We start from the raw sequence: 12549 nt of genomic DNA, 5'->3' as shown, positions 1-12549 counted from the left end.
CCGAGCGTTTCGGTTACCGGAGGGGTGCGATCTCCTACGAGACCGACGACGTGACACAGCTCGCCATCTCTCAGCTCCTCTTCGATTTCGAGCTGGAGGAGACCAGAAAAATTGTCGGTCCCCTGCCTCAGGTGGCGTTGGAGGGTATCTTTCGAGGAACACAGGAGGACGCCTTCGCCTGAGGGGGAGCGGTTTGTTCCGGAGGGCTTATGCGCTCTGCTTCCGTCAGTGAGTGTCGTACGCTACGGCGGGGTATCCAGCCCCGCCGTGTTGTTATGAAGAAAACGAGGTGGCCTGCATGGAAACGGAGATCGCAAAGAACGCACGTCGTGTCGTTTCCTCGACGTCCGGGGACGACCGTCCGGATTGGACGGATTATTTCATGTCCATCGCGTCGGTTGTCGCCAGCAGAAGCACCTGCCTGCGGCGGCAGGTCGGGGCGGTGATCGTGCGAGGGCGGCACATCGTGAGCACCGGTTACAATGGAGCACCCAGAGGTGTTCGACACTGTACGCTCGTGGGGTGCCTTCGGGAGGAGCTCGGTGTTCCATCGGGCGAACGCCACGAGATCTGCAGGGGGTCCCATGCGGAGATCAACGCCATCGTCCAGGCGGCGGCGACGGGATCATCCACGGAGGGCGCGGAGCTGTACTGCACGCACGAACCCTGCAGTTTCTGCACCAAGGCGATCATCAACGCGGGGATTCTCAGGATTGTCTTCGCCTCGCCCTATCCCGATCCTTTGGCGCGCACATTGCGCGAGGAAGCGGGTGTCGAGGTGGAACAGGTGCGGATCGAGGGATGACGTCGCGTGCCCTTCCTCGATTGCTGCTTTGCGTAATGCGACCCTTGGGGGATCGGTCGGAATCGGACAGAACTGAAAGAAACACTGTTCAGGAGGATGAGCGATGACAAAGGACAGGGAACATGCCTTGGCGTTGTTGAAACAGCACAACACAGAGGAGATGCACGTGAAACACGCTCTTGCCGTGGAAGCGGCGATGCGGCATTTTGCCGTCAAATACGGAGAGGATCCCGACGCGTGGGGTGTGGTGGGGCTGCTTCACGACATCGATTGGGAGGAGACGATGGCCGACCCGCAGCGGCATACGGAGAAGGCGCTTCCGTGGCTGCGGGAGGCAGGGTACCCTGAGAGTGTTGTTCGTGCCGTGCGTTCGCATGCCTGGGGTCTCCTTCAGGAGGATGTGCAACCCGAGAGTCCTATGGAGAAGGTTCTGTATGCCATAGACGAACTGACGGGATTCGTGGTTGCCGTGGCTCTCGTGCGCCCCAGCAAATCTCTGGGCGACATGGAAGGGAAATCGGTGAAAAAGAAGTGGAAGGACAAGGCATTCGCCCGGGGTGTCGATCGCGATGTTATTGCCAAGGGAGCGGAGCTGCTCGGTGTGTCGCTGGATTCGCTCATTGAGGAGACGATCGTTGCCCTTCGTCCTGTGGCGAAAGAAATCGGATTGGAAGGATAGACAAGCTCTCATCTCTCCCAGGGAGGGGGCCGAAAAACAATTCCTTTGTGCTCCCTCCCTGTCGTTTCGAACGAATGCTCTTCACGGTTCTTGCAGGTTTTTCGGATCTTTGACGTCGTAGCGGAAATCGCAACAGCAGTGCCCTTCCATGAGCGTATGTTCCCTGGTGAGACGAATGCCCGCGTTGAATCCCTCGATGAACGCGAAATCCCGTTCGCAGGAGAGCGTCGTTCCCAGATCGCGCATTCCGAGGTGCTCGTAGAGTTCGGCGTAGGCGCATCGCGTCACGTTGAAAGCAAGATGCCGGGAGTCCTGTTGCAGGATGGTTATTTCGAGGGCGTTTCCGTCCCGCCATCGGTCGATGACGTTTTTCAGCTTCTCCAGGGAATTTCCCCCGAAACGCTCCGCGCACGTCAGTCCTTCCTCCATGGCGCATTGTGCGATGGTTTCTCCAAGCACACGGTGTGTTTCCTCTTTGCCGAAGGCCTTCTCCAAAGCGGGAAGAAGGTTTTTGAGAAGACGTGCTTCCACTTCTCTTCGCAAAAGATGTGGAATGTCCTCGATGTTTTTGGTTTCCGCCATAGGTCCTCACCCCTTCCGCGGTCATGTTCCGCTGCGTCTTCGGTTTTTTCCGTGCAGGCTTCTCTCTCGTTACCGATGAACTTCTGCGGCAAGAGCAAGAGAAGCGGAAAACCCCAAAACGATCACGGCAGGCAAAAGAACAACGAGGCGGCTCGTGAAGGTTGTCCTTGCGCCGCCTCGTCCGTCGTTCACGATCCTGTTTAAAATCCCCCGCCGGAGAGAGTGGTCGCGAGGGTGTGTGCGTCCGGATCAGGAGGGAAGGGGTGTGGTCATATCCTCAAGGATCGCCTCGAGATCTTCCTCGTGCTCCACCTCGTCCTCCAGGATTTCCAAGGCCATGTGATAGGTCACGACATCCTTGTCCTTGACGAAGTCGAGGATTTTTTTGTAGACCTCGATAGCGCACTGCTCCCCTTGAATGTTCTGCTGGACCAGTTTCAGCGTGTTCGGATCGGAAGGAACATCGTAACCACAGTTCGTCTGCTCGTACCATGCCTTCGGTTCAAGCAGCGGAGTTCCTCCGAGCTGGATGATGCGCTCCACCAGCATGTCTGCATGGCGAAGCTCGTCCTGGGCGTGTTCCTCAAGTTCGCCCTGAATGATACCGCGCATCCTTCCCTTGGCGACTTTGGCCCCGATCCAGTACTGGTAGTATGCGAGCCATTCGTCCGCCAGGGCTTTGTTGAGCAGTTGCAGAAGCTCCTGCACGTTTACGCCCACAATCTCGGTTCCCTTAGTTCCCATCATGATTCCTCCTTTTGTCTGAAGTTGTTTTACTTGAAACCCTTTCCTATTTTACCAGAGGCATGTCTTTCGTCCAAATGGAGTTACTGGGTCCGCGCGATGGAATGTGCCGTTTCGGCAAAAAGATCCCAGAAGGTCTCTTCTCGTGCGGTTCGCGTCGAGAGCGCCTCAAGACTCAGGACCCACAGATCCAAAGGAAGTGCGGGACGAATCAGCGCTTCTCCGAGAGGCATGAGATTGCGTTGGAGCACAAGGGCCTCTTCCTCCGTGTCGGTGATCCAGAACCACCAGTTGATAGCGTCCTGCTCCTCCGTGTCTCTGTCGAAGAACCAGGGAAGGAAGACTCTCCGTTGCCAGAGGAGAAAGAGGTGGAGTCTGCCGATGTCCCAGCACACGGCATCCATCTCGTCGCGGTGCAGGTTTCTTCCCGTGAGAAATGGTGGCGCGAGGCGACAGTAAAGCCTGTCGGTGTTGCGGAACCCCAACTCGTCGTTGGGGTGGGGGGGGACATGCATGTACTGTTCGAAGTCATAGTGCTGGAGCAGCAAAAGGTCCAGTTCGAGATGGGAAACCGAGATGTCCTTCGTGTGGAGGAACGCTCTCATTTCCTGGAGGTTCGGAGGGACGACGGCGGCGTTTCCGGGGAGCGGGTATCTGTCCAGGAGGAGGCGCACGGAAGGATGTTCCGCATAGGTCCATGTGAGCGTGTCCCCTGTTTCGCGGCGGAAAAGCTCTTCCTTCGTCAGGGAAGGGAACCAGGGGAGGCATGCTCCGGGGCGGGGTTCCTTGAGCCCCCACCTGCCGAGAAAACTACGGCGGAGAAGGAGTTCCATCCTGTTACGTCGGAGCATTTTTCGAGGGTCTTTCGGTGTTGTGCCAGGTGCGGCATCATAGTAAGCCAAGGCGGCTTCGGAACGAAAGCGTTGCACGCCCGCATCGCTCAGAACATAGAACGCGCCTTCTTTTATAAGGAGCCCTTCGCGTTCCAGAGCCGGAAGTGCGTGTGGATCTTCTCCGGCGAGCGAGACGGTCTCCTCGTTCCAGCAAGGATGTCGGGCATCGAAAAGCAAAAGCACGGCCTCTCCGCTCATGGGTGAACCTCCTTTTATTCGTGCTCCGAACGCGGGAAACGTGATGAACCTCGCTGCTCCCTTTTTAGAGTATAGTACACGAGAGGCAATCTATCCGGAGCGCATCTGCGCCCGCTTTACAGTTCGGTCCATGGGGTCCGGCAGGGAAGGCGGGACGTTGTTTTAAGGAACCTTTGAATAACGCTACGTCAGCCCCGCAGAGCCTGATGCGACCCGAATCAAGGGAAAGCAAAAAGGTTTTTCTTCAGAGCTTCCTTAAAATCAGTCTGTCAGACGGATCTGTCGATGGAGCGTGGGGAGGAATCTCCGGATGCCGTCGGATCATCACCGGCAACGGTGGCCGGCAGGTCTTTCCGACGGTGTCCGGTGATGGAGGCGAGCGAGGAGGCGTATTTTTTGAAACTCCCTCAACTTTTTGACTTGCGGTGCATTGACGTTGTTGCAACAAAAAGACCAAAGGGATCTGTTACAATTCTTCAGAATGAGAGATGTCACTCCGGGAGGTACGGACATTGTGAAATTTCCTGCGGATTTTTCCTGGCGCGCACTGTTCCTGGGATTGGGTGGCGCCGCAGTCATCGCCGCGAGCAGCACCTACGTTGCGTTACGGCTTGGGGCGCTCCCGTGGCCGACCATTTTTGTCGCCGTAGTGAGCATGGCCTGCCTCCGTCCCTTCGGAGCCTCCCTGCGGGAAATCAATGTGGCTCACACGGGAATGTCCGCCGGCGGGCTTGTGGCGGGAGGCGTGGCCTTCACTCTGCCCGGGCTCTGGATGGCCGATCCGGAAGCGACGCTTTCCGCAGCCCAGGCTCTTGGTGCGGCATCTACGGGGGCGCTTCTGGGGGCGTTCTTCACGGCTGTGGTGCGGTGCTCTTTCATTGAAGAGCAACAGTTGCCCTATCCTATGGGAGCGGCTGCGGCGGAGACGCTTCTCGCCGGGGATTCCGGGGGAAGGAAGGCCCGAGTGCTGTTCGGCTCGTTGGGGTTTTCCGGGGTGATCACGGCTCTCCGGGATGGAGTCGGAGTGATTCCCGCGTTGGTGGGGAATCCTGCGACGCTCGGATTCTGGCTCTCTCCGATGGCACTTGGAATCGGGTACATCATCGGCCCCCTGTTCATGGGCTCCTGGCTTGCGGGGGGAGTTCTCGCCCATGGTTTGTTTCTTCCCCTCGGGTTCAGGTTCGGTCTCTTTTCTTCGGAGGAGGCGGCCCTGCTCATGAAGAACAGCCTTGGTATCGGCCTTATCGTCGGTGCTGGGGTGGCCACGCTGCTCCGGGGAATGGTGCGACTTGGCCACAGAGGAAGGGGGCTTTCTCTCTCCGGGTGGAAATGGTCCGCCTTGACCGTAGCCGGGGGATGTGCGCTGCTTACCGCAGTGATGGGACTCTCTCTGCCGCTGTCGCTTCTTGTCGTCTTCGGAGTGTGGCTTTGCGTGATCATGGCGGCCACGCTCACCGGGCAAACGGGGATCGATCCCATGGAGGTCTTCGGTATTCTTCTTGTCCTGTTCGTGCGGTGGGTTTTTCCGCTCGGACGCGGCGAGGCCTATCTTCTTGCGGCGGTGGTCGCCGTGGCGACGGGACTTGCTGGAGATGCGCTGCAGGATTTCAAGGCTGGTCATGTATTGGGCACGAACCCTTTCTCGCAATGGCTCAACGAGGTAGGGGGCGGCATGGTCGGTGCGTTTGTCGCTGTGGGGGCGCTTTTCATCATGAAGGATGCTTACGGAGCAATGGGTCCTGGAACACAACTTGTCGCGCCGCAGGCGTTTGCGGTAAAGAGCGTCGTCGAGGGGCTGTTTCACGGAGGGTTTTTTCTCGGCGGAGCGATAACGGGGATGCTCCTCGCGTTGTTGGGCATTCCCGCCATGACCTTGGGAATCGGCGTCTATCTCCCCCTTTTCATTTCCACCACGGCGGGGATTGGAGGAGGCGTGCGCCTGCTCGTCGACAAAACGGGCAAGAGGACGGATGGCAACGAAACCCTGATCGCTTCGGGGTTTCTTGGAGGTGAAGGACTCGTGGGGGTTCTGATCGCTCTTTTGAAGGTGGTGACCGGGGGATGAGTCTTTCCTGTCTGATCGGACATGCCCAGGACGAAAGAGGCGGGACGGGGTGCACGGTGCTCTTGTTTCCCGAGGGTGCCACGGCGTCCGGCGATGTGCGGGGTGGTGCTCCGGGTGGAAGGGAGACGGCTCTCCTGGATCCGGCGTGTTCCGTGGAGCGCATCGATGCACTGCTCTTCACGGGAGGAAGTGCCTTCGGTCTCGATGCTGCGTCGGGAGTTGTCGCTTTTTGCGAGGAACGAGGATGGGGTTTCGATGTGGGAGTGGGGGTCGTACCCATTGTTCCCGGCGCTTGCATTTTCGATCTCCCCGTGGGGAATCCCGGGAGTCGCCCCGATCGGGTCATGGGCTTGGCTGCCTGTAACGCGGCCAAGCCGTGGAACGAATCCCCCTTGGGGAATGTCGGTGCCGGAACAGGGGCCAGTGTGGGGAAATATCTCGGTCCCGAAGGAGCCATGAAGGGAGGCTTCGGGTGGGCGAGTGCCGATGTCGGTGACGTGACGGTTCTCGCGGTTGCGGTCGTCAATCCTTTGGGTGCCGTGCGTGAGGAGTCGGGAGCGTTTCTGGCCGGAGCGGTGAGAAACGGGGCAATTCTTTCTCCTCTTGGAGCGCTCCGAGGTGAGGTGAGAGGCGAGGACGAACTCTGGGGGAGGAACACCACACTCGTCGCAGTGGTGACGAACGCGAGGCTCTCGAAGTCGGAATGCCGCAGGGTGGCCATCATGGGGCACGATGGACTTGCCGCGGCGATCTTTCCCGTACACACCCCCTTCGATGGAGACACGGTCTTCTGCGTTTCCGTCGGCACGGTCGCCGGTGACCCTCTTCTGGTGGGGACGTTGGGGACGTCTCTGGTCGCGGAGGCTATACGACGAGGGATCCGCGAGGCGGTGGGCGCTTATGGGCTGTCGGCGGCCAGGGATATTGCGAGTGGGTGTGTCTGATTTCGAATGGCGTCTGCCGACCCGGTGCGGGACTTTTTGCCCGGGGACAGGCTGTTTTGCGGATGCAGCGCTTCCGGATTGCAAAGACAATGGGAACGTTTCTTCCAAGTGGGAGAAGCTCTTTTTTAAAAATCCGGGAGGAGGTGTGGAGTGTGATTCGATTGCTTCTGGCGGACGATCATCCTCTCACGAGATCGGGAATTGCCGCGTATCTGGAGAAGGAACAGGACATGACACTGGTGGGTGAGGCCGGGGACGGGGAGGAAGCCTGGGAAAAGATCCGGGCGTTGAAACCTCACGTGGCCCTTCTGGATATCCGCATGCCAAAGGAGGACGGCGTTGCGGTGGCCCGAAAAATAAAGGAGGCACGTCTTCCCGTGGTGCCTCTCATGCTCACATCTTACGATGCGCAGCAGTATGTGGTCGCCTCGTTGCGCGCAGGTGCCAAAGGGTATGTGCTGAAGACCGCGACGCCCGAGGAGTTGACCCGAGCGGTTCGGGTCGTGGCCGGCGGCGGAATTTATCTGGACAGCGAGGTCTCCAGGAGCATGGAAGGCGGGGATTTCACCCCCGAACCTCTTTCTACCCGGGAGAGGGAAGTGCTTCTCCTGGCGGCGAAAGGGCACTCCAGCAAGGAAGTGGCACAGGAACTCTTCATCAGCGACAGGACGGTTCAGACCCACTTGGCGTCGATTTATGACAAACTCGGGGCAAAGAACAAGACCGAGGCGATGTTGCTGGCCCTGAAATACGGTATCGTCACAATGGAGGAGCTGCTCGAGTGAAACGCCATCTCCTGGTGGTCCTTGTCCTCGCAATCTTTCTTCCCTCAGTGGCGACACTTCTGGCGGCGGGGATGGGCATTGTGGAGCACGAACGGGCTATGCAGCTCGTGGCGCATTCCTACGTCCAGGATCTTGCAGAAACCGTCGCATCACGCCTGGATCCTGGATGGGGGATTTCCAGGCGCTTTCCGGGGCAGCAGGTAGTGACTCCTTCTCTGCTCACGATCACGAGGCTTCTGTCCTGGCGGCTTTCGCTGCCGGGATGGGTAGCCGTTGTGGATGGGGAGGGGCGTGTCCTCACCGCATCGCCGGGAGCGGAATCACTGTCGCACATTCTTCCGGGGCAGGTGCCTCTCGGAAGAGCCATGGAGATCCGCGACAGGGGCAACGTGTACACTATCGCAGTCTACCCCGTCGGGGACGTGGGATGGTACGTGGTGGCTGCGGTTTCCTGGGAGCAGCTTCTCGGGCCGATGCTTCGCTACGGCACGCTGTGGGCCGTCATGGTGGGTGTGTTCGCCATTGCGGCGCTTCTGGCGGTGTGGGCGCTTTGGCGATGGCTCATCAGTCCTCTCAAGGCACTCGAGACCGAGGTCTCCCGTCTCCGTTGGGGCGAGGATCTTCCTGCGGCGGACGAGCCGGGGGCCGTATTCGAAATCCGCCGCCTTCGCGCCGTTCTGAAGCATCTTGCACAGACCGCCATCGAGAAGGCACATCTTATGCGTCGTTACGTCACCGACATGGTGCGTGTCCAGGAGGAAGAGCGGGGACGTCTTGCCATGGAGATTCACGACGGACCGCTTCAGGATGTGACGGCCCTGATTCAGCAATTGCACCTCACGAAGAGAGCGACGACGCAGGAAGAACAGCTTCGGCGTCTCTCTCTCGCCGAAGAGGGAGCGGGGTTGGTGGTGCGGGAACTGCGGGGGCTTTGCGATGAACTGTCCCCGCCATGGCTTGATCTGGGGCTTTCCCAGGCGCTCACGGAAATGGGAGAGCGCTTTGCGGGGCATCTCGACGTGGATGTTTCCGTGGAATGCGACCAGAGCGTCGAGGGTGTGTTTCCCGCAGAAAGCGTGCTCACGCTCTTTCGGGTTGCGCAGGAAGCCGTGCACAATGCGGTGCGCCACGGCGAAGCCACACGGATCGAGATTCGGGGATATCGGGACGAAAAGGGGCGCCATTTCATTTTGGACATTGAGGACAACGGCAAAGGATTTTCTCCGGTGTCCGATTTCACGACGCTGCGTGTTCAAGGACACCGTGGACTTGCGAACATGTCCGAACGGATGACTCTTTCGGGCGGTCAGATCATCGTCCGGTCCGCTCCGGGCGAAGGAACCCGCGTACGGTGCACACTCCCCCTGGAGGACGGGACAGGGGTCATTTCCGCTTCATCCGAAAGTGCCCCCCCCAAACTCCCTTGACGTCGGAGACGAAGACAAATCCCTTGTCACCGATGATGCGCGTGGCTGTCTGGATATCCTTTCGCCCGCAGATCACCTTGATGACGTAGCGGACGCCGGTGCGTCCTTCTCCTGTGAGGACCGTCGTGCCGAATCCCTCTTCCCGGAGGGTTTTGATCATGTCGAAGGTTTCCTCGTTGCGCTCGGAGATGACCTCAAGGAGGACGAAGGCGTTCAGAAGCCGTTCCTCAAGAAACGCTCCGAGAAAGTTTCCCATGGCATACCCCCCGCAGTAGGCGATGAGCTGGGGTATTTCGAGAGGTTTGCCTCCACCGATGACGTAGCCGAGAATCACCATGTAGAGCATGACCTCGAAGAACCCGATGCAGGCTGCGATGAAGCGCCTTCCCCGCACGAGGAGGAGAATTCGGAAGGTGCCGCAGCTCACGTCGAGGATTCGAGCGCCGAAAATCATCAGAAGCCCGATCATGTCTATGTTCATGGCGATGCTCCTTTGGGAGGGAACTCGAATTCCTGTATAGTGTACATGGTCCTCCCTGAAGACGGAACCCCGGAAAAGGCCGTTTTCTCCGGGATGATCGGAGATGTCCTCGGTACCGGAATCCGGAACGACACGCTTTGATTTGCGAGAGGAGGGAGCCCTTCGGGCACGGCTATGCGATTACGTATCCTCGGAGCTGCCGGTGAAGTCACCGGTTCGAGTTATCTGCTTGAAGTCGGAGAGAGCCGGATACTCGTCGATTGCGGTCTTCATCAGGGCAAGGACGAAGACCGGCTGAACAGGGAGCCCTTTCCTTTCGCCCCGGAGAGCCTTACCGCCGTGGTGTTCACCCACGCCCATCTGGACCACACGGGAAGAGCTCCGCTTCTGGTAAAACAGGGATTTTCAGGGGCGATCCGGGCTACGCTTCCCACGGCGGAGCTCGTCAGAGTCCTTTGGGCGGATTCCGCCCATCTCATGAAGGAAGAGGCGGAATGGCGTTCCAGAAAGAATGCGCGAAAAGGCTTGCCCCCGGTGGACGTGCTCTATGATCAGGAGGATGTGACGAAGGCATTGGGACATCTTGTCCCCGCAAGCTACGACGACGTCATCTCCCTAGCGCTTGGTGTCAAGGTCCGTTTCCGTGATGCAGGGCACATCCTGGGCAGCGCGGTGCTTGAATTCTGGCTTTCCGAAGGCGCGTCGCAAAAAGAGGTGAAGGTCGTCTTCTCCGGAGATCTCGGTCCCCAGGAGACGGTGATGGAACGAAATCCCGCCCTGATCGAGGATGCGGACTACGTGATCATCGAATCCACCTACGGAGATCGCCTTCACAGAACAAATGCGGAAAGTCGCGACGAATTCAGGGAGATCATGAGACTCGCTCTCCGGAGTAAGTCGAAGGTACTCATTCCCACCTTCGTGGTGTACCGTGCGCAGCGGGTTCTGTATGAGATCATGCTCCTGCAGAAGGAAGGGGTTCTGGAGAACGGGATTCCCATTTTCTTCGATTCCCCCATGGGGGTTCGCGCCACGGAGATCTATCGGAAGCACATGAACCTTCTCTCTTCCGAAATCCAGGGCCATGTGCACCGGGGGAACGATCCCTTCTCGCCGGAACAACTCCGGTACATTTCTGATGCGGAGGAGTCTCGGGACATCAACAGTGTGAACCGTGCGGTGGTTCTCGCCGGAAGCGGCATGTGCAACGGAGGACGCATCGTGCACCATCTGAAGCACAACCTGTGGAACGAGAAATGCCATGTTTGCTTCGTGGGGTACCAGGCACAGGGAACGCTGGGGCGACGCCTTGTGGACGGAGTGAAGCGCGTGCGCATCGCTGGAGAAGAAATCAGCGTGAAAGCGCGACTGCATACGATCAATGGCTTCTCTGCCCACGCAGACCGAAGAGACCTTCTGAAGTGGGCGGGAAATTTCGCCAACGGTCCCCTCTTCATCGTAACCCACGGAGAGCTGAAGTCGTCCCGTTCTCTCGCGGAAGGACTGACGGGGCTCGGATTCCGGGCGGAAGTGCCCACACCGGGGCAGGAGTTCGCACTGGAGGCGGAGCATGCCTTTGCCCCTGAAGCGATCGTTCCCGTCTTTCCCGGATCGAAGGAGGCGGCGGCGAAACGGCTTCTTTCCGACGTGGCGATCATTGCTTCCGACATCCAGGATGCGGATGACCTTCCCGACGAGGATCTGCTTCCTCTTCTCGAGTCCTCGCGAACGCTTCTGCAGATTGTTCGGGACAGAATGACCGAGAAAGCCCGGGGGCGGGCAAGCTGAGACGTCGGGAGAGCCTTTGACCGGTCGGTTGCTTTCGTTTGTACGGAGGGTGACGGCAACGGGGCGAAACCGGCAGAGGAGGATGTGGTTCTTGGTGAAACGTTATGCGGGAATGCTTTTCTGGGTTTTCCTTCTCCTGGGGGGGATCGGCTTGGGAGCATGGAAAGCCCTTTCGAGGGAAAAGCCGGCTCCGCCGGTGAGTGTGGCGGCCATCAAGGCGGAGCGAGGGATGCCCGTAACGGTGGTCACCGCCGAGAAGGGGTATTGGGAGTCCTGGATCTCTCTCTATGGACGCGTGCAAACGGCCAACCCTCATTCGGTGGCATCGGATCGGCAGGAATACGCCCTGACCGTGGATGTCAACGTGGGAGATCGTGTGACGAAGGGGCAGGTGCTCGTCACGCTGGACACGCGGACGGCGGCACAGAACATGGCTGCGCTGAGGGCTAGGAGCGCCGAGGCCCAGGCTCAGTACGAACGGCTTCGCTCCCTCCACGCCGCGGGAGGTACGAGCATGCGGGAGGTGGAGTCCGCTTTCGCCGCCGCTCAGGAGGCCAGGGCGCGCCTCGCGGAATCCCAGACGGGTCTTTCGCGCCACAAGGTGACGGCCCCGGTGGGGGGAATCGTTCTCAGCCGTACGGTGGAGCCTGGGGAACTCGTCTCCCCGGGCAAATCGCTCTTTGTCGTGGCCGACCTGGATGACCTCGAAGCCGTGATGGACGTTGCTCCCGGCGATCTCCCCCGAATCCCGCCGAATCCGAAGGTCATGGTGCGTTCTCACGTGAACGGGTGGGTGGATGCCCGTTTCAAGCGTCTCGATCCTCAGGCGGATGTCACGACAGGGCTTTACGCGGCGGTCTTCTCCCTTCCTTCGGGATCGGGGTTGCTCCCCGGCGCTGTCGTGGAGGGACAGTTACGGCTTCTCGCCCTGGAGGATGCGGTCTCCCTCCCCTACGAAGCGGTGCGCCCCCTGGCGACGCGCCATGTGGTGTACGTCGTCTCCGGAGATGTGGCGGAGGAGCGGGAGGTCCGCATCGATGACACCCGGGACAACAGAACCCGCATCGTCTTCGGCCTCGAAGGGGGCGAGCGGGTCGTCTTCAAGGGGGCGGAACGTCTCTTCCCCGGGGCGAAAATCTGGATTCAGGGACAGTGACG

12 protein-coding genes and 1 pseudogene are annotated in these 12549 nt (G+C 59.4%); 9 read left to right on the top strand and 4 right to left on the bottom strand.

The window, feature by feature from the left end; all coding sequences use genetic code 11:
* From Q1K49_RS14265 to Q1K49_RS14255, 3 genes and pseudogenes are all read left to right on the top strand, one after another.
* A pseudogene (locus Q1K49_RS14265) lies at nt 1-182 on the top strand (hypothetical protein); the annotation flags it as partial.
* A gap of 116 nt (nt 183-298) precedes the next feature.
* Entirely contained in the window at nt 299-805 is a 507-nt protein-coding gene (locus Q1K49_RS14260) for a cytidine/deoxycytidylate deaminase family protein (protein WP_300526637.1), read from the top strand.
* 103 nt (nt 806-908) lie between these two features.
* Nucleotides 909-1484 (top strand): HDIG domain-containing metalloprotein, encoded by a 576-nt coding sequence (locus Q1K49_RS14255; RefSeq protein WP_300526636.1) that lies wholly within the window; start codon nt 909-911, stop codon nt 1482-1484.
* 81 nt (nt 1485-1565) lie between these two features.
* Here Q1K49_RS14255 and Q1K49_RS14250 read toward each other — a convergent pair whose 3' ends face one another.
* The 3 genes from Q1K49_RS14250 to Q1K49_RS14240 form a co-directional block, all read right to left on the bottom strand.
* The gene (locus tag Q1K49_RS14250) at nt 1566-2066 is read right to left on the bottom strand and encodes an L-2-amino-thiazoline-4-carboxylic acid hydrolase (protein ID WP_300526635.1); all 501 of its coding nucleotides are present in this window, start codon (nt 2064-2066) and stop codon (nt 1566-1568) included.
* Nucleotides 2067-2315: 249 nt separating this feature from the next.
* On the bottom strand, nt 2316-2813 hold the full coding sequence (locus Q1K49_RS14245; RefSeq protein WP_300526634.1) for a ferritin-like domain-containing protein: 498 nt from the start codon (nt 2811-2813) through the stop codon (nt 2316-2318).
* Between the two features lie 80 nt (nt 2814-2893).
* Nucleotides 2894-3901, bottom strand: coding sequence for a hypothetical protein (locus Q1K49_RS14240; protein ID WP_300526633.1), 1008 nt, complete (start codon nt 3899-3901; stop codon nt 2894-2896).
* 514 nt (nt 3902-4415) lie between these two features.
* Between Q1K49_RS14240 and Q1K49_RS14235 the strand changes: the two genes are divergently transcribed.
* The 4 genes from Q1K49_RS14235 to Q1K49_RS14220 all read left to right on the top strand — a co-directional run bounded on the left by Q1K49_RS14235 (nt 4416) and on the right by Q1K49_RS14220 (nt 9122).
* A complete protein-coding gene (locus Q1K49_RS14235; protein ID WP_300526632.1) occupies nt 4416-5966 on the top strand; it encodes an OPT/YSL family transporter in 1551 nt (516 codons plus the stop codon).
* Nucleotides 5963-6910, top strand: coding sequence for a P1 family peptidase (locus Q1K49_RS14230; RefSeq protein ID WP_300526631.1), 948 nt, complete (start codon nt 5963-5965; stop codon nt 6908-6910). The genes Q1K49_RS14235 and Q1K49_RS14230 overlap by 4 nt, the downstream gene beginning before the upstream one ends.
* Nucleotides 6911-7062: 152 nt before the next feature.
* Nucleotides 7063-7695, top strand: a complete 633-nt coding sequence (locus tag Q1K49_RS14225) for a response regulator transcription factor (protein WP_213694134.1) — start codon at nt 7063-7065, stop codon at nt 7693-7695.
* A complete protein-coding gene (locus tag Q1K49_RS14220) occupies nt 7692-9122 on the top strand; it encodes a sensor histidine kinase (protein WP_300526630.1) in 1431 nt (476 codons plus the stop codon). Before Q1K49_RS14225 ends, Q1K49_RS14220 begins: the two co-directional genes overlap by 4 nt.
* Here Q1K49_RS14220 and Q1K49_RS14215 read toward each other — a convergent pair.
* Nucleotides 9079-9603, bottom strand: a complete 525-nt coding sequence (locus Q1K49_RS14215; RefSeq protein WP_300526629.1) for a DUF5698 domain-containing protein — start codon at nt 9601-9603, stop codon at nt 9079-9081. The genes Q1K49_RS14220 and Q1K49_RS14215 overlap by 44 nt on opposite strands.
* A 174-nt stretch (nt 9604-9777) precedes the next feature.
* Here Q1K49_RS14215 and Q1K49_RS14210 point away from each other — a divergent pair, with 174 nt between their 5' ends.
* Complete coding sequence (locus Q1K49_RS14210; RefSeq protein ID WP_300526628.1) at nt 9778-11391, top strand: MBL fold metallo-hydrolase; 1614 nt, start codon at nt 9778-9780, stop codon at nt 11389-11391.
* A 94-nt stretch (nt 11392-11485) separates the two neighbouring features.
* Nucleotides 11486-12547 carry an efflux RND transporter periplasmic adaptor subunit gene (locus Q1K49_RS14205; protein ID WP_300526639.1) on the top strand — a complete coding sequence of 354 codons (1062 nt, stop codon included), beginning with the start codon at nt 11486-11488 and terminating at the stop codon, nt 12545-12547.
* Nucleotides 12548-12549: the final 2 nt, after the last annotated feature.

Origin of the sequence: Aminiphilus sp., assembly GCF_029975095.1 — a bacterium.
Classification (GTDB): domain Bacteria; phylum Synergistota; class Synergistia; order Synergistales; family Aminiphilaceae; genus Aminiphilus.
The sequence above is the reverse complement of the archived record's forward strand: the minus strand, read 5'-3'. Positions and strand labels throughout refer to the sequence as shown.